This window comes from Streptomyces thermolilacinus SPC6, from assembly GCF_000478605.2.
Taxonomy (GTDB): domain Bacteria; phylum Actinomycetota; class Actinomycetes; order Streptomycetales; family Streptomycetaceae; genus Streptomyces; species Streptomyces thermolilacinus.
On record NZ_ASHX02000001.1, the window covers coordinates 6089432 to 6106296 of the forward strand.

At 74.2% G+C, this 16865-nt stretch carries 14 protein-coding genes and 1 riboswitch; of the genes, 9 read left to right on the top strand and 5 right to left on the bottom strand.

All coding sequences use genetic code 11. The features are described 5' to 3' along the window. The first annotated feature begins 241 nt into the window (after positions 1 to 241). Positions 242 to 402: riboswitch (cyclic di-AMP (ydaO/yuaA leader) on the top strand. A 3-nt stretch (positions 403 to 405) separates the two neighbouring features. Further along, positions 406 to 1185 (top strand): transglycosylase SLT domain-containing protein, encoded by a 780-nt coding sequence (locus J116_RS26460; RefSeq protein ID WP_028964558.1) that lies wholly within the window; start codon positions 406 to 408, stop codon positions 1183 to 1185. A 154-nt stretch (positions 1186 to 1339) separates the two neighbouring features. Here the strand turns inward: J116_RS26460 and J116_RS26465 are convergent, their stop codons facing one another. Both J116_RS26465 and J116_RS26470 read right to left on the bottom strand, forming a co-directional pair. Then, positions 1340 to 2359: a Gfo/Idh/MocA family protein gene (locus J116_RS26465; protein WP_023590103.1), complete on the bottom strand. Its 1020-nt coding sequence runs from the start codon at positions 2357 to 2359 to the stop codon at positions 1340 to 1342. Positions 2360 to 2379: 20 nt separating this feature from the next. Next, positions 2380 to 3294 carry a sugar phosphate isomerase/epimerase family protein gene (locus J116_RS26470; RefSeq protein ID WP_023590104.1) on the bottom strand — a complete coding sequence of 305 codons (915 nt, stop codon included), beginning with the start codon at positions 3292 to 3294 and terminating at the stop codon, positions 2380 to 2382. Positions 3295 to 3349: 55 nt separating this feature from the next. Here J116_RS26470 and J116_RS29995 point away from each other — a divergent pair, with 55 nt between their 5' ends. The 4 genes from J116_RS29995 (at position 3350) to iolD (ending at position 7575) form a co-directional block, all read left to right on the top strand. Beyond that, complete coding sequence (locus J116_RS29995; protein WP_161492130.1) at positions 3350 to 3508, top strand: hypothetical protein; 159 nt, start codon at positions 3350 to 3352, stop codon at positions 3506 to 3508. A gap of 150 nt (positions 3509 to 3658) precedes the next feature. Further along, a complete protein-coding gene (gene iolC / locus J116_RS26480; protein WP_023590106.1) occupies positions 3659 to 4687 on the top strand; it encodes a 5-dehydro-2-deoxygluconokinase in 1029 nt (342 codons plus the stop codon). 72 nt (positions 4688 to 4759) lie between these two features. Continuing rightward, positions 4760 to 5659, top strand: coding sequence for a 5-deoxy-glucuronate isomerase (iolB, locus tag J116_RS26485; protein ID WP_023590107.1), 900 nt, complete (start codon positions 4760 to 4762; stop codon positions 5657 to 5659). An 11-nt stretch (positions 5660 to 5670) separates the two neighbouring features. Beyond that, positions 5671 to 7575, top strand: a complete 1905-nt coding sequence (gene iolD / locus J116_RS26490; RefSeq protein WP_023590108.1) for a 3D-(3,5/4)-trihydroxycyclohexane-1,2-dione acylhydrolase (decyclizing) — start codon at positions 5671 to 5673, stop codon at positions 7573 to 7575. A gap of 35 nt (positions 7576 to 7610) precedes the next feature. On the opposite strand, the gene J116_RS26495 is transcribed toward iolD, so the two are convergent. Further along, positions 7611 to 8093 carry a MarR family winged helix-turn-helix transcriptional regulator gene (locus tag J116_RS26495; RefSeq protein WP_023590109.1) on the bottom strand — a complete coding sequence of 161 codons (483 nt, stop codon included), beginning with the start codon at positions 8091 to 8093 and terminating at the stop codon, positions 7611 to 7613. Positions 8094 to 8360: 267 nt separating this feature from the next. On the opposite strand from J116_RS26495, the gene J116_RS26500 reads away from it, so the two are divergent. Then, positions 8361 to 9557: an MFS transporter gene (locus J116_RS26500; protein WP_023590110.1), complete on the top strand. Its 1197-nt coding sequence runs from the start codon at positions 8361 to 8363 to the stop codon at positions 9555 to 9557. A gap of 26 nt (positions 9558 to 9583) precedes the next feature. Further along, positions 9584 to 10006 carry a GlcG/HbpS family heme-binding protein gene (locus J116_RS26505; RefSeq protein WP_023590111.1) on the top strand — a complete coding sequence of 141 codons (423 nt, stop codon included), beginning with the start codon at positions 9584 to 9586 and terminating at the stop codon, positions 10004 to 10006. A gap of 79 nt (positions 10007 to 10085) precedes the next feature. Here the strand turns inward: J116_RS26505 and J116_RS26510 are convergent, their stop codons facing one another. Beyond that, a complete protein-coding gene (locus tag J116_RS26510; protein ID WP_028964561.1) occupies positions 10086 to 12794 on the bottom strand; it encodes a SpoIIE family protein phosphatase/ATP-binding protein in 2709 nt (902 codons plus the stop codon). A 127-nt stretch (positions 12795 to 12921) separates the two neighbouring features. Here J116_RS26510 and polX point away from each other — a divergent pair, with 127 nt between their 5' ends. Both polX and J116_RS26520 read left to right on the top strand, forming a co-directional pair. Then, a complete protein-coding gene (polX, locus tag J116_RS26515) occupies positions 12922 to 14658 on the top strand; it encodes a DNA polymerase/3'-5' exonuclease PolX (protein ID WP_023590113.1) in 1737 nt (578 codons plus the stop codon). 140 nt (positions 14659 to 14798) lie between these two features. After that, on the top strand, positions 14799 to 16067 hold the full coding sequence (locus tag J116_RS26520) for an MFS transporter (RefSeq protein ID WP_023590114.1): 1269 nt from the start codon (positions 14799 to 14801) through the stop codon (positions 16065 to 16067). A 146-nt stretch (positions 16068 to 16213) separates the two neighbouring features. Here J116_RS26520 and J116_RS26525 read toward each other — a convergent pair whose 3' ends face one another. Then, positions 16214 to 16786: a hypothetical protein gene (locus J116_RS26525; protein ID WP_023590115.1), complete on the bottom strand. Its 573-nt coding sequence runs from the start codon at positions 16784 to 16786 to the stop codon at positions 16214 to 16216. Positions 16787 to 16865: the final 79 nt, after the last annotated feature.

Consider the following 16865-nt stretch of genomic DNA (forward strand, 5'->3'; position numbering starts at 1 on the left):
GGAATTGGCGGGGGTTTGTGGTGTGGTGGCGGCAACGCACGCGCCGACCGTAATCCGTGATGTCGGTCACGGTGCCCCGGCGGCGGAATTCGGCGTACACCGCGCCGTGGCACGGAATTCGCCGCGGACGGCACCGGAAATGGATCTTCGGCTGGAATTCCGGGCCTTGTTCCGGTCGGCTGATGTCGTTTACGGTCACCGTCATTCCGGAGGGAACGCCGAATCCTGCCGCCCACCGGACTCCCAGTACTCACACATTCGCGCTCGGCAGGAGCGGGGGAACCAGGTAAGTCGCCGGTCCGGGCATCCGGAACGGCTTGGGGTGAAGTCGTGGGCGACCGCGGCCGGGCATCTCCAGCCCGAACCCGACAGCTCACCTCGCAGGCGTCGGAGAGGAAACGCCCCATGCCCGCACTGGGTAAGCACCGCCGTCCCAAGAGCAACCGCCTCAGCCGTGGACTCGTCGTCGCGAGCACCGGCGGAGCCGCTCTCGCCCTGCCCCTGACCGGCGCCGCGACCGCCTCCGCCGCCCCGAGCGCGGCTCCCGCCGCGGTCACCGTCGCCGCCCAGGCGCCCGCCGCCGCGGTCAAGGCCGCCAAGGCCGTCACGTACACCGTGACCGTCGGCGACACGCTGTCCGGCATCGCCTCCGACCACTCCCTGAGCGGCGGCTGGAAGAAGCTGTACGCGGACAACAAGAACGCCATCGGTGACAACCCGTCACTTATCCGTCCGGGTCTGAAGCTCACCGTCGGCGCCAAGGCCCCGACCGCCGAGAAGGCCACCGCCGAGCGTTCCACGGCGGCCCGCGCCGACCGTTCCGCGGCCCGCACCGCCGTCACCCCCGTCGCCGCGAAGACGTACGCCGACAACCTCGACGGCTGGATCAAGGAATCGCTGGACATCATGGCCCAGCGCGGAATTCCGGGCACCTACGAGGGAATTCACCGCAACATCATGCGGGAGTCCTCCGGAAATCCGCTCGCCATCAACAACTGGGACTCGAACGCCGCCGCCGGTACGCCCTCCAAGGGCCTCCTCCAGGTGATCGACCCCACGTTCCGCGCCTACCACGTGCCCGGCACGTCCATGGACCCGTACGACCCGGTCGCCAACATCACCGCCGCGTGCAACTACGCCGCCGACCGGTACGGCTCCATCGACAACGTCAACGGCCCGTACTGAGCCTGACGCGCCCGCCGGGCACCCGACGCGCCGACCGACCGGCCCGTCGGGTGCCCGGCGGCCACGCGCGGAGCCACGGCCGGGGCGCCTGAGCCGAAGGGCCCGCGCCTCGGAGCGGGGCCCCGCGCCTCAGCGCGGAGCCACAACCGGGGCCTCAGTCGTAGAGCGCCGGCCGCTCCACCAGCTCCACCTCCACGCGGCGTCCCTCCGCCCGTGACCGGAGGCCAGCCTCGCAGACGGCCGCCGCCGCGTACCCGTCCCAGCAGCCCGGCCCGGTCACCTCGCCGCACAGGGCAGCGTCCACCCAGGCCCGCACCTGCCGGTCGTACGCGTCCTCGAACCGCTCCTCGAAACCGGGCGCGATCGAACCGCCCCACCGGCCGCCCGTGCTGACCAGCATCCCGTGCGCGTCGCCGATCCGCGCGGTGCCGTTCTCGCACACCGCCTCCGCCTGCACCTGGTAGCCGAACCGGCAGTTGACGTAGATCTCCACGTCCGCGAGCGCCCCGCCGTCCGTCTCGAACACCACGAACTGCGGGTCGTCCAGGCCCTCCGGGGCGTTCCCCGACGGCCTCGGCCGCATCACCGTCACCGCCGTGATCTCCTGCCCCAGCAGCCACCGCGTGGCGTCCATCTCGTGGACCACCGAATCGGCCAGCAGCATCTCGCCGGTGAACCAGGGCGGCGACGAGGCGTTGCGGTGCCGCTGGTGCAGCATCAGCGCCCGCCCAAGACCGCCGCCGTCCAGCAGCGCCTTCAGCCGCAGGTACTCGGCGTCGTACCGCCGCATGAACCCCACCTGCACCAGCCGCCTGCCCAGCCGCTCCTCCGCCCGCACCACCCGCAGCGCGGACGCCGCGTCCGGGGTGAGCGGCTTCTCGCACAGCACCGGCAGCCCGCGCGCGAGCGCCTCCGTCAGCGCCGCCTCGTGCGCCGGACCGGGTGAGGCGACGAGTACGGCGTCCACCCCGGGCGCGGCGATGGCGGCGGCCGGGTCCGTGTACGCCGTACAGCCCGCCACACCGTCCGCGACGGCCTTCGCCCGCTCACCGTCCACGTCCGCGACGGCCGCCACCCGCGCCCCGCTGATCACCCGGTCGATACGGCGCACATGGTCGGCGCCCATCCGCCCCGCACCGACGACGGCCACCCCGAGCGTTCCGCGCCGAGTCATGGTCCCTGGGCCCCTTCCGGTCAGGCGCCGCACGAGCGGAGGAACCGGCGCGTGCGCACCGCGACCGGCAGTGGCCGGTCCGGCGGGCACGGGTACATGTCCTGCTCCACGATGGCGAACAGGTCCACGCCGAGGCCCTGCGCCGCCGCCAGCACCGGCTCCAGCGCGGGCACCCCGTTCGGCGGCTCGCACATCACCCCGCGCCGCACGGCGGGACCGAACGGCACCCCTTCCGCCACCACCTCCGCCAGGACGTCCGGGTCCACCTGCTTCAGGTGCAGATAGCCCAGGCGCTCCCCGTACGTCTCGATCAGCTTCACGCTGTCGCCGCCGCAGTAGGCGTAGTGCCCCGTGTCCAGGCACAGGGACACCAGGTCCGGGTCGGTCGCGTCGAGGAACCTCTCGACGTGCTCCTCCGTGTCCAGGTGCGTGTCGGCGTGCGGGTGGACGACGATGCCGAGCCCGTACCGCTCCCGCACCTCGCGCCCCAGCCGCTCCATGCCGCGCGCCAGGTCCGCCCACTGGGCGGCGGCCAGCTCGGGCGGCTCGATCAGCTCGGCCGTCCGGTCGTCCCGCCAGAACGACGGGATGACCACCAGGTGCCGCGCCCCCATGGCGCGGGTCAGCTCCGCGACCCGGCTCACCTGCTCCCACGTCGCGTCCCACACGGACGGGCCCCGGTGCAGGGCGGTGAAGACCGTACCGGCGGAGACCTTCAGGCCGCGCCGTCCGGTCTCGTCGGCGAGCCGGGCCGGGTCGGTGGGGAGGTAGCCGTACGGGCCGAGCTCGATCCACTCGTACCCGGCCTGCGCCACCTCGTCCAGGAACCTCTCCCAGGGCACCTGCCGAGGGTCGTCGGCGAACCACACGCCCCATGAGTCGGGGGCGGAGCCGATCCTGATGCGGTCGAGGGACGGGGTGCCTGCGGTGTCCATACGCGGTCCTTTCACCCGGCGGGCGAGTGGGCGGTGCTGGGCGTGCTCGGCGGTCGTGGTGCTGTCGGTGGTGGTGTTGTCGGTCGTGACGCTGTCGGTGGTGGTGTTGTCGGTCGTGGTGCTGTCGGTCGTGACGCTGTACGGGCGGGGCCTTCGCTGGTGCTGCCGGTCGGTGCGGGCGGTTCGCCGGTGGGCGCCGACCCTATCGGCATGATGCCGGGAACGGGCGCCGTGTGGTCCAACTGTCCGGCACCTCACCGTGCGACCGTGGCGACGGTACGGGGATGGGAGCGCCGGGCCCGGGGGAGGACATCTGGAGGCACCCCCGGCCCCGACCGCCCCGCCGGCCCCAGGAGCGACCCGCATGCCCGAACCCGCACCCACTGAACCCGTACCCGCTGAACCCGCGCCCGCCGACCCCGTACCCCCAGGCCCCGCGCCCGAGCCCTTCGACCTGATCGCCATGGGGCGCGTCGGCGTGGACCTCTACCCCCTCCAGACCGGCGTCCCGCTGGCCCGGGTCGAGACCTTCGGCAAGTTCCTCGGCGGGTCCGCCACCAACGTGGCCGTGGCCGCCGCCCGCCTCGGCCGTACCGCCGCGCTCATCACCCGCACCGGCGACGACCCGTTCGGCGCGTACGCGCACGAGGCCCTGCGGGAGTTCGGCGTGGACGACCGCTGGGTCACCCCCGTCGACGGCCTCCCCACGCCCGTCACCTTCTGCGAGATCTTCCCGCCGGACCACTTCCCCCTCTACTTCTACCGCCGCCCCAAAGCGCCCGACCTGGAGATCCACCCCGGCGAACTCGACTACGACGCCCTGCGCGCCGCCCGCGTCCTGTGGACCACCGGCACCGGCCTGAGCGCCGAGCCCAGCCGCGCCGCCACCCTCGCCGCGCTCCGGGCCCGGGCCCGTACCGGCATCACCGTCCTCGACCTCGACTGGCGGCCCGCGTTCTGGCCCGACCCCGCCGAGGCCCGCCCCCACTACGCCGAGGCCCTGCGGCACGCCACAGTCGCCGTCGGCAACCTGGAGGAGTGCGAGATCGCCACCGGGCTGCGCGAACCGCGCGCCTGCGCCCGCGCGCTCCTCGGCACGGGCGTCGAACTCGCCGTCGTCAAACAGGGACCCGCCGGTGTCCTCGCCGTCCACCGCGACGGCACCACCGCCGAGGTCCCGCCCGTCGAGGTCGAGGTGGTCAACGGGCTCGGCGCGGGGGACGCGTTCGGCGGGGCCCTGTGCCACGGCCTCCTGGCGGGCTGGGACCTGGAGCGGACCGCGCGGTACGCCAACGCGGCGGGCGCCCTCGTCGCCTCCCGCCTCGCCTGCTCCTCCGCGATGCCCACCGCCGACGAGGTGGACGCGCTCCTGGCCGCCACCGGCCCGCGATAGCCCCCGCCCGCCCCGTACCGAGGCAGCCCGCCAGCGCCCGGCCCCCAGGACCCAGGAGAGCAAAGGAGCCCCGTGAACCCCACGACCGGCACCACCGGCCGCCACCACCTGCCCGCCGGCACCGCCGCGAACGGCGCGTACACCGTGGACATCACCCCCGCCACCGCCCGCTGGGGCCACGCCGCGCTGCGCGTGCTGCGCCTGCCGCCCGGCGGCACCCACACGTACGACACGGGCGACAGCGAGTGGATCGTGCTGCCGCTCGCCGGGGGCTGCACGGTGACCGCCGACGGCCGGACCTTCCCCCTCACCGGCCGCCCGGACGTGTTCAGCGCCGTCACCGACTTCGCGTACGTCCCCCGCGACACCCGCGTCACGGTCACCTCGCCCGGCGGGGGCCGCTTCGCCCTCGCGGGCGCCCGCTGCGAGCGCCGCCTGCCCGCCCGGTACGGACCCGCCCCCGCCGTCCCCGTCGAACTGCGCGGCACCGGCACCTGCTCCCGGCAGGTCAACAACTTCGCCGCCGCCGACACGTACCACTGCGACCGGCTCATCGCCGTCGAGGTCCTCACACCAGGCGGCAACTGGTCGTCCTACCCGCCGCACAAGCACGACGAGCACCACCCCGGCGAGGAGTCGCGCCTGGAGGAGATCTACTACTTCGAGATCGCCCCGCACGACGGCACCCCCGGCCTCGGCTACCACCGGGTCTCGCCGTCCGGGCGCGGCGGGAACACCGACCTCCTCGCCGAGGTCCGCGACGGCGACACCGTCCTCGTCCCGGACGGCTGGCACGGCCCGTCCATCGCCGCGCCCGGACACGACATGTACTACCTCAACGTCATGGCGGGGCCCGGCGACGAACGGGCCTGGCTCATCCGCGATCACCCCGACCACGCCTGGGTCCGCTCCACCTGGCCCGCGCGGCCCGCCGACCCCCGGCTCCCCCTGTACACCGCCCCCACGCAGTGAGGTCCCCCCGCATGCGCCCGACGACCCGCCTCACCACCGCCCAGGCACTGGTGCGCTTCCTGTCGGCCCAGTACACCGAACGCGACGGCGCGCACCACCGGCTGATCGCCGCCACCTGGGGCATCTTCGGCCACGGCAACGTCGCCGGGATCGGCCAGGCCCTCCTGGAGGCGGGCGAGGAGGCCATGCCGTTCCACCAGGGCCGCAACGAACAGGCCATGGTCCACGCGGCGGTCGGCTACGCGCGCCACCTCAACCGGCTCTCCGCGCACGCCGTCACCACCTCCATCGGCCCCGGCGCCACCAACCTGGTCACCGGCGCCGCCCTCGCCACCGTCAACCGGCTGCCCGTCCTGCTCCTCCCCGGCGACCACTTCGCCACCCACCCCGCCGACCCGCTGCTCCAGCAGCTGGAACACCCCCTGCACGGCGACGTGTCCGTCAACGACACGCTCCGCCCCGTCTCCCGCTCCTTCGACCGGATCACCCGCCCCGAGGCGCTGATCCCGGCCGCGCTGAACGCCATGCGGGTCCTCGCCGACCCCGCCGAGACCGGCGCCGTCACGCTCGCCCTGCCGCAGGACGTGCAGGCCGAGGCGTACGACTGGCCCGACGAGTTCTTCGCGCGGCGCGTGTGGCCCGTGCGCCGCCCCGCCCCCGACCCGGAGCAGCTCGCCGAGGCCGTACGCCTGGTGCGCGCCGCTCGGCGGCCGCTCGTCGTCGCGGGCGGCGGAGTCCACCACAGCGAGGCCGAGGACGCCCTGAGGGCCCTCGCCGACGCGACGGGCATCCCCGTCGCCTCCACCCAGGCGGGCAAGGGCTCCCTGCGCCACGACCACCCCGCCGACCTCGGCGGCATCGGCCACACCGGGACGGCCGCCGCCGACGACATCGCCCGCACCGCCGACCTGGTCATCGGCGTCGGCACCCGCTACACCGACTTCACGACCGCGTCCGGCACCCTCTTCGCCCACCCCGGCGTACGGTTCGTCAACCTCAACACCACCCCGTCCGACGCCCACAAGATGGCCGCCCACCCCCTCGTCGCCGACGCCCGCGCGGGCCTCGCGGCGCTGACCGGAGCCCTCGCCGGGTACCGTGTCCCGCCCGCCTACGAGGCCGAGTACCTCGACCGCCGCGCCCGCTGGGAGCGGGTGGTCCGGGCCGCGCTGCGGGCCGGTGACGACGACGCCGTACCCACGCAGACGCAGCTGATCGGCGCCCTCGACGCGGTCGTCGGGGACGAGGACGTCGTCGTCAACGCCGCCGGTTCGCTCCCCGGCGACCTGCACAAGCTGTGGCGCGCCCGCTCCCCGCGCCAGTACCACCTGGAGTACGGCTACTCCTGCATGGGCTACGAGATCCCCGGCGCGATCGGTGTGCGGCTCGCCGCGCCCGGTACCCCCGTCTGGGCGCTCGTCGGCGACGGCACGTACCTCATGATGCCCACCGAGATCGTCACGGCCGTGCAGGAGCGGCTGCCGGTCAACGTGGTCGTCGTGCAGAACCACGGGTACGCCTCCATCGGCGGCCTCTCCGAGCAGGTCGGCGCCGAACGGTTCGCCACCGCCTACCGCTTCCGCGCCGCCGACGGCACCTACACCGGCGACCCGCTCCCCGTGGACCTCGCCGCGAACGCCGCCAGCCTCGGCATGGACGTGCTGCGGCCGCGCACGGTGGGGGAGCTGCGGGCCGCGCTCGCCGAGGCCCGCGCCTCGGACCGGCCGACGTGCGTGTACGTCGAGACGGCCCCGCCCGGCCCGGAGGCACCCGGCGCGTCCGCGTGGTGGGACGTACCGGTCGCCGAGGTCGCCTCCCGGGACGCCGCCGTACGGGCCCGCGGAGCGTACGAACGGCGGGCGGGGGAGGTGCGCCGGTACCTCGCCGGGCCCTGGACGGACCGCGACGGCGGCTGAGCCGGCGCCGGTGCCCGTCCTCCACCGCGCGGCGCCTACCGCGCGGGCTCGGGGCGGAGGCGCCGTGCCGGGTCGATCGCCTCGACGGCGGTGACGAGCGGAGCCAGCTCGGGGTTCCTGGCGGCTTCGTCGAGCGCCTCGCGCAGGGCGGCGTCGTTGGTGGGCCTGGCCTCCTCCAGGAGCTTCAGCCCCGCCTCGCTGACGTCCGTGTAGATGCCGCGGCGGTCCGTCGGGCACAGGTAGCGGGAGAGGAGCCCGCGGTCCTCCAGACGGGTGACCAGGCGCGTGGTGGCGCTCTGGCTGAGCACCACGGCGTCGGCGACCTGCTTCATCTGCAGGTGCCCGCCGTCGCCGTCGTGCTGGCGGCTGAGGACGTCGAGAAGCGAGTACTCGCGGACGCTCAGCCCATGCCCGGACTGGAGGGCGCGCTCCAGGTGCGCCTCGATCCTGCCGTACAGGACGTAGAGGGCGGCCCAGCCATTGGCGAGGGCGGTGAGCGCGGGGTCCGTGGCGGTCATGGCACGGGTCTCCTTCCGGATGCGGCTGAAGTCCAGGGTACGGCTTGCCCGTGAATAGCCGCCAGAGCCGGTATGAGGCTTATACAAGTTTTTCAGCTCCCTTTGGAGTTCCTGAGGCCGTCCCGTATGCCGCTGGCCTGCGGTTTCCCCCTTCATGCCGCGATCAACACAGACCATCGACGGATGCCCGCGCTTGCATTTAAAGCGCGTCTGCAACTATTGTCGATGCCTGTTGGGCGCACTAGCAATCGCATGAAGGGTCGCGCCATGCCTCTCGCACTTCTCGCCCTGGCCATCGGGGCGTTCGGAATCGGCACCACCGAGTTCGTGATCATGGGTCTGCTGCCCCGGATCGCGGGCGACTACGGTGTCACCATCCCCACCGCCGGGCTGCTCGTCACCGGCTACGCGATCGGCGTCGTCATCGGCGCCCCGCTGATGACCGTGCTCGGCACGCGTATCAGCCGAAAGACGATGCTGATGCTGCTGATGGGCCTGTTCGTGGTGGGCAACCTGCTCTCCGCGCTGGCGCCCTCCTTCGGCATGATGCTCACCGGCCGGGTCGTGGCGTCACTCGCCCACGGCGCGTTCTTCGGCATCGGCTCGGTGGTCGCCGCCGATCTGGTCGCCCCCGACAAGAAGGCGGGCGCCATCGCCACCATGTTCACCGGCCTGACCGTCGCGAACATCGTCGGTGTGCCGCTGGGCACCTTCATCGGCCAGGCCGTCGGCTGGCGCACCACCTTCGCCGCCGTCGCCGGGCTCGGTGTCCTGGGGCTCGTGGGCATCGCCCGGCTCGTGCCCGCCATGCCCCGGCCCGAGGGCGCCCGCCTCCGCGGGGAACTCACGGCCTTCCGCAGCCCGCAGGTGCTGCTCGCCATGGCGATGACCGTCCTCGGCTTCGGCGGCGTCTTCGCCGCGATCACCTACATCGCGCCGATGATGACCCGCGTCGCCGGCTACTCCGACGGTGCGGTGACCTGGCTGCTCGTCCTCTTCGGCGTCGGCATGTTCCTCGGCAACCTCCTCGGCGGGCGCTACGCCGACCGCAGGCTCATGCCGATGCTGTACGCCACCCTCGGCGGGCTCGCCGTGGTCCTCGCGCTGTTCACCGTCACCGCCCACAGCCGCCCCCTGGCCGCCGTCAGCATCTTCCTCGTCGGCGCGCTCGGCTTCGCCACCGTGCCGCCGCTGCAGAAGCGCGTCCTGGACCAGGCCCACGGCGCCCCGACGCTGGCGTCCGCCGTCAACATCGGAGCGTTCAACCTCGGAAACGCGCTGGCCGCCTGGCTCGGCGGGCTCGTCATAGCCGCCGGTCTCGGCTACACCGCCCCCAACTGGGTCGGCGCCCTCCTCGCCGGCGCGGCCCTGCTCCTCGCCCTGTGGTCCGCCGCCCTGGAGCGCCGCGCCCCCGCACCCGAGGCGACGGCCGCGGGTCCCGCCCACACGCTCGTACACCACTGATCTTCCGGCCCAAGGAGAACCACACCGTGAACACCGTGACCGTCACCCCGCTCACCACCGCCGACGCCGAGACCCTCGTCGCGGCCGCCCGTGCCGCCGCCGACGCGGCCGGTGTCCCCGTCAGCGTCACCGTCCTCGACGCTGGGGGCCACCTCCTCGCCTTCCGCCGCGACGACCGCGCGGTCCTCATCTCGGGCGAGACCAGCACCCGCAAGGCGTACACCGCCCTCCAGCTGAACGCCCCCACCGCCGAACTCGTCGGCCTGGTCAAGCCCGACGGTCCCTTCCACTCCCTGCCCACCGCCCTCGACCGGCCGCTGCTGTTCATCGCCGGAGGCGTTCCCGTCCACCGCGACGGCCGTCTGGTCGGCGCGATAGGTGTCGGCGGGGGCGCTCCCGAGCAGGACCACGGCTTTGCCACCGCAGCGCTGGAGGAACTCTCCCGGTGAGCCCCGCGCGCCCTTCGCGGGCCCTGCCTCCCACGGGGGGGGGGAGGGCCCGCGAAGGGTGTGGCGCCGGGCGCCCCGCTCACCACGCAGCGTCGTCGAACAGCGCCGGGATCTCCAGCGGCGCCGGGGCGGCCGTAAGCGACTGCTCGGTCCACATCACCTTGCCGCTCGGCGTGTACCGGGTGCCCCAGCGGCCCGCCAGCTGCGACACCAGATACAGTCCGCGCCCGCCCTCGTCGGTGGTGGCCGCCCGCCGCAGGTGCGGGGAGGTCGAGCTGCCGTCCGACACCTCGCAGATCAGCGTGCGGTCCCGCAGCATCCGCACATGGATGGGCGGGGAGCCGTACCGGATGGCGTTGGTGATCAGTTCGCTGAGCATCAGCTCCGTGGTGAACCCGACCTCCTCCAGGCCCCAGCGCTCCAGCTGCCGCACGCACGCCGCCCGTACCGGCGCGACCGCCGACGGGTCGGGCGGCACGTCCCAGTCCGCGACACGGTCGGGCGGCAGCAGCCGCGTCCCGGCCACGAGCAGCGCGATGTCGTCGCTGCGGTGCGGCGGCAGCATCGCGTCGAACACCGCCCGGCATGTTTCCTCCGGGGCCCGCCCGGGCTCCTCGGCGAGCGTGTCCCGCAGCAGCCGCAGGCCCGCGTCGAGGTCCCGCCGCCGGTGCTCGATCAGCCCGTCCGTGTACAGCACCAGCCGACTGTCCTCGGGAAGGCGCAGCTCGCCCGTCTCGAACGGCCCGCCGCCCAGCCCCAGCGGCGGGAAGACGGGCACCTCGGGAAAGTCCACCGACCCGTCCGGGCGGACGACGGCCGGGGCGAAGTGGCCCGCCGACGCCATGCAGCACTCGCCCGTCACCGGGTCGTAGATGGCGTACAGGCAGGTCGCCCCGGTGATCCCGGCGGCGCCCGCCTCCTCGGCCTCCTCCTCGTCGATCCGGGACACCAGCTCGTCGAGATGGCCCAGCAGCTCGTCCGGCGGCAGGTCGAGCGACGAGAAGTTGTGCACCGCCGTCCGCAGCCGCCCCATCGTCGCCGCCGCGTGCAGGCCGTGCCCGACCACGTCCCCGACCACCAGCGCCACCCGCGCCCCGGACAGCGGGATCACGTCGAACCAGTCGCCGCCCACCCCGGCCTGCGCGGGAAGGTAGCGGTACGCGATCTCCAGCGCGTCCTGCTCGGGCAGCACCCGGGGCAGCAGGCTCCGCTGGAGGGTCACCGCCATGGCGTGCTCCCGCGTGTACCGGCGCGCGTTGTCCACCGCGACCGCCGCCCGCGCCGCCAGCTCCTCCGCGAACGCCAGGTCCTCGTCCCCGAACCGCTCCGACTCCGCCGACCTCCAGAAGTTCGCCATGCCGAGGACCACGCCTCGCGCCTGGAGCGGCACCGTCACCAGCGACCGGATGCCGTACGCGAGGGCCTCGTCGGCGCCCGCCGGGTCCTGTTCGCGCCAGCCGTGCGCCACGGTCAGGTCCGCCTCCAGCACCGCCCTGTTCCCGGCCAGCGCCGCCGCCATGGGCGTGGTCGGCACGTCGAACCGGATGAGGTCCCCGGCGCCCTGGAGCGGATGGCCGTCCCGCACGCCGCTGACGGCCGCGCGCCGCATCACCGTGTGCCCCTCCGTCGGCTCCTCGCCCCGCAGCACCGGGTCCAGCAGTTCCACGGTCGCGAAGTCCGCGAACCGGGGGACGGCCACCTCCGACAGCTCCTCGGCGGTCCGCACGACGTCCAGCGTCGTCCCGATCCGCACCCCGGCCTCGTACAGCAGCGTCAGCCGCTCCCGCGCGACCGCCGCCACACCCGTCACGGCCGTCAGCTCGGTCGTGTCGCGCAGCGTCGCGACGGTGCCGGAGGGTCCGCCGTACGGGTCGGTCGGCCGGGTGTTGACGGCGAGGAGGCGGTCGCCCGAGAGGTGCACCTCGTCGGTGACCGGGCGGCCCGAGGCGAGCAGGTCGGCGGTGTCCGCGTCGAGGCCCAGGTCGGTGACGTGGCGGCCCTCGGCGTCCGGCGGGAGGCCCAGGAGGCGCCGGGCCTCGTCGTTGGCCAGGGTGAGCAGGCCGTCGTCCCCGACGATCAGCACCCCCTCGCGCACGGCGTGCAGGACGGCGTCGTGGTGCTCGTACATCCGCGTCATCTCGGCGGGTCCCAGCCCGTGCGTCTGGCGGCGCAGCCGCTTGCTGACCAGGGCGGCGCTCGCGGTCGCCAGGGCCAGCGCGACGGCCCCCGCGCCGAAGAACAGCGGCAGCTGGCGGTCCACGGCGTCACCGATGTTCTCGATGGAGACCCCGGCGCTGACCAGGCCGACGACCGTGCCCCGCTCGTCCATCACGGGGACGACGGCGCGTGCGGCGTCGTGCGGGTGGCCCTCGAAGATCTCGGTGATGGTGCGGCCCCGGGCGGCCTGCTCGACGTCCTCCGCGCGGGTGCCGACGAGGTTCGGGTCGCTGTCCGCGATGCGGGTGCCGTCGGGGGCCAGTACGGCGACGAAGTCCACGCCCGAGCCGTGCCAGGCGTGCACGGTGTGCCGCTGGAGGGCCTGCCCGGGGTCGGGGGAAGTGAGCGCGGCGAGCGTGCCGGGGGCGTCGGCGAACGACTCGGCGGCGGCGAGGGAACGGTTCTGCGCGTCGCGTTCGCTGTCGTAGCGCGCTTGCAGCGAGAGGGCGCTCACGGCGGCGACGATCAGCACGAGAGCGACGATCACCTGGAGGAGGAGCACCTGCCCGGCGGCGGTGCGCACACCGAGAAGCCGCCCCCGACGCCCGGGACGTCCGCTCTTGCCCCTCATGACCCATTTCTAGCACCCCGCGTATTCCCCCGGCGACCCCGCGCACCCACGCGGCAGGGCGCCGGACCTCCGGCGCCGGGGGCGCTGCCCGGGTGCCCGGCTGCGGGGTCCGGCGCACCCTGGAGGCATGAGCCGAGCCAACGAGGAGGTCGAGGCGCTGCTCCAGGAGTACGCCGACCTCATCGCCATCAGCGGCGGCGACGCGTTCAAGGCACGCGCCTACGAGAAGGCAGCCCGCGCCATCGGCGGGCACCCGGACGACGTGGCGCAACTCGGCCCGGAAGGGCTGCGGGAGATCCCGAACGTCGGCCGGTCGATCGCCGCGAAGGTCGTGGAGTTCCTGCGCTCGGGACGGGTCCCCGAGATCGAGGAGACCCGCGCGGCGATCCCCGCCGGGGTACGGGAGCTGATCACCATCCCGACGCTGGGCCCGAAGAAGGCGATGGTGCTCCACGAGGAGCTGGGGATCTCCTCCGTGGACCAGCTCCTCGACGCCATCCACGGCGAGCGGCTGCGCGACCTGAAGGGCTTCGGCGAGAAGACCGAGGAGAACATCCTGCACGGGATCTCCCTGATGCAGCAGGCGGGCGAGGGCCGCATCCTGATCAGCGCCGCCATGGACGTGGCCGAGCAGATCGTCGCCGAACTCTCCGGGATCACCGGCTGCGTACGCTGTACGTACGCCGGGTCGCTGCGCCGGATGCGCGAGACGATCGGCGACATCGACGTCCTCGTGGCGGCCGAGCGGGCGCGGTCGTTCATGGACGCCGTCGCCTCCCTCCCGTACACCGCCGAGGTCATCGCGCACGGCGAGAAGAAGACCTCCATCCGCACCACGAAGGGCCTCCAGGTGGACCTCCGGGTCCTGCCGCCCGAGTCGTGGGGCGCGGGCCTCCAGTACTTCACCGGGTCGAAGGCGCACAACATCCGCACGCGCGAGATCGCCGTCCGCCAGAAGCTGAAGCTCTCCGAGTACGGCCTGTTCGACGTGAAGACCGGCCGGAAGATCACCTCCGAGACGGAGGAGGACGTCTACGCCCGGCTCGGCCTGCCGTGCATCCCGCCGACCCTGCGCGAGGACCGCGGCGAGATCGCGGCGGGGCTGCGCGGCGAGCTGCCCGTCCTCGTCCAGGAGAGCGACATCCGGGGCGACCTGCACACCCACACCGACCTCACCGACGGCCTCGCCCCGCTGGAGGACATGGTCGCCGCGGCCGCCGCGCGCGGCCACGCGTACTACGCGGTGACCGACCACGCGCCGAACCTGTCCATGCAGCGCATGACCGACGAGAAGATCCTCGCCCAGCGCGAGCGGGTCCGCGCCCTCGACCGGCGCCACCACGGCATGCGCCTGCTCCACGGCACGGAGCTGAACATCGGCCCGGACGGGGAGCTGGACTGGCCTGACGACTTCCTGGCCGGTTTCGACCTGTGCGTGGCGTCCGTGCACTCCCACTTCAACCAGAGCCCGGCGGCGCTCACCCGCCGCATCATCCGCGCCTGCGAGAACCCGCACGTCGCGATCATCGGGCACCCCACCACCCGCCGCATCGGCAAACGCCCGGGCCTGAACGCCGACTTCGACGCCGTCTTCGAGGCCTGCGCCCGCACCGGCACCGCCCTGGAGATCAACTCCCACCCGGAGCGCCTCGACCTGCGCGACGAGGACATCCTGCGCGCCAAGCGGTACGGCGTACGGTTCGCGGTCAACTCCGACGCCCACTCCACGACGCACCTGCCGTACCTGCGCTACGGCGTCGGCACCGCCCAGCGCGCCTGGCTCACCGCCGACGACATCATCAACACCTGGCCCCTGACCCGCCTCCGCCGCTTCCTGGCCGGGAACCGCCCCGGTTCGCGGTGACCGGGCCGACGGGGCGACCTCGGTGCGGGCGCGGGCGGCGCCCGGTGCCAGAATCAGGCGGCATGGCGTGCCGCCCGGTTCCATGGGGACGGCATGGACGAGTACGGCGGGTTCGCCGCGCACTACGACCGTGAGAGAACATGACCAGCACCGCACCCGCCGGCACGACGGCCCGCATATCCGCCCGCGGCCAGGCGCAGCGCCGCATCCTGCGTGTCCTGGTCGCCTCGCAGGTGCTCAGCGGCGCGGGGCTCGCCGCCGGTGTCACGGTCGGGGCGCTGCTCGCGCAGGACATGCTCGGCTCGACCAGCCTCGCCGGGCTGCCCAGCGCGCTGTTCACCGCGGGGTCCGCGCTGGCGGCCGTCGCCGTCGGCCGTGTCTCCCAGGCGCGCGGCCGCCGCCCCGGGCTCGCCGCCGGGTATCTCACCGGCGCCGTCGGCTCGGCCGGTGTCATCACCGCCGCCGCACTCGACCACCCCGTCCTGCTGTTCATCGCCCTGTTCGTCTACGGCGCCGGCACCGCCACCAACCTCCAGGCCCGCTACGCCGGAGCCGACCTCGCGGCACCCGGCCACCGGGCGCGGGCCGTCTCCACCGTCCTGGTCGCCACCACCCTCGGCGGGGTCGCGGGACCCAACCTGGCCGCGCCGACGGGTACGTTCGCCGAGAACCTCGGCCTGCCGAACCTCGCCGGGCCCTTCCTCCTGTCCGGCGCCGCCTACGCGCTCGCCGCGCTCGTCCTCGCCGTGTGGCTGCGGCCCGACCCGCTGCTCCTGGCCCGCGACATCGCCCGCGTCGAAGAGGCCGACCCCGCGACGAGCACCGCCGACGACGGCGCGGCCGACACCCGCGAGGGCCGCCGCGGTGTCGTGCTCGGCGCGCTGGTCATGGTCCTCACCCAGCTCGTCATGGTCGCGATCATGACGATGACCCCGGTCCACATGCGCGGCCACGGCCACTCCACCGCCGCCTCCGGTTTCGTCATCGCCCTCCACATCGGCGCCATGTACCTGCCCTCACCGCTCACCGGCAGGCTCGTGGACCGCCACGGCCACATGAGGATCGCCGCCGCCTCCGGGATCACCCTCCTGGCCTCCGGCATTCTGGCCGCCCTCGCCCCCGGAGACTCCGTCGTGGCCCTCGCCGTCGCCCTCGTCCTGCTGGGCCTCGGCTGGAACTTCGGCCTCGTGGCCGGTACCGCGATCCTCACCGACACCGTTCCGCTCGCCACCCGCGCCAGGACCCAGGGCACCGTGGACGTCTTCATCGCCGTCGCCGGCGCCGCCGGGGGCATGGCATCCGGCGTCATGGTCGCCGCGACCAGCTATCCCGCCCTCGCCCTCACCGGCGGCATCCTCTCGCTCGCCCTCCTGCCCGCCGTCGCCGCCACCGCCCGCCGCCGCCCATGAGCCCGGCGGAGCCGACGAGCCCGGCGGCGCGCGGGCCGCGCCTGCGGGCGGCCGCGCCCGCGGGCGGCCTCGGCGCGGCCGGCCTCCGCGCGGGCGGTCGACGGCGTGGAGGACGCCCGGCAGGTGCCGCCGCCGGGCCGGGCCGCTCAGTCCGCTCGTGCCGCCTCCCACGTCCATGAGGTCCGGCGGGGGAGGCCGTCGAGTTCGCCGCGGCCGGTGCACCACAGGAGGACGCGGGTGGGGTCGCCGGGCGGGGCGTCGGGGAAGAGCCGGTCGAGCACCGCTCGGCTCATCGGCGGGGGCGGCAGCCAGTCCACCGACAGGCCCCGCGCGATCTCGTGGGCGTGCAGCAGCGTCTCGGCGACACCCATCGCCGCGAACCCCCCGGCGTCGCTGGGGCCCCAGTGCCAGGCGCGCAGGTCCGGCCCGGCGGTGGCCAGGACGCCGCTGAGCAGCCCGCCGCAGGTGGTGACCACCTGGAGCACATCGGCGGGCGGCGCGTCGGGGCGCACGGTCAGGTCGAAGGGCAGGTAGGCGTCGGCAGGCCGCGCCGCCACCTGTCCGGCGTACGCCAGCAGGTCGTGCGCGATGTGCGTCGCCGTCTCCAGGCACGACCACTCCAGCGGCCAGGCCCGGCCCGTACCTCCAGTCCTCGGCCGCACGAGGGCCGAGGACCGCAGCGCCTCCGCGACGGCGGCTTCGACATCCCGGTGGTTCACGCCGGTGCCCCCTTCTGTTCGCGTCGGCGCCGGGCTGTTCCGGGCTGTTCCCGGCTGTGCCGGGCTGAGCCGGGCGGCA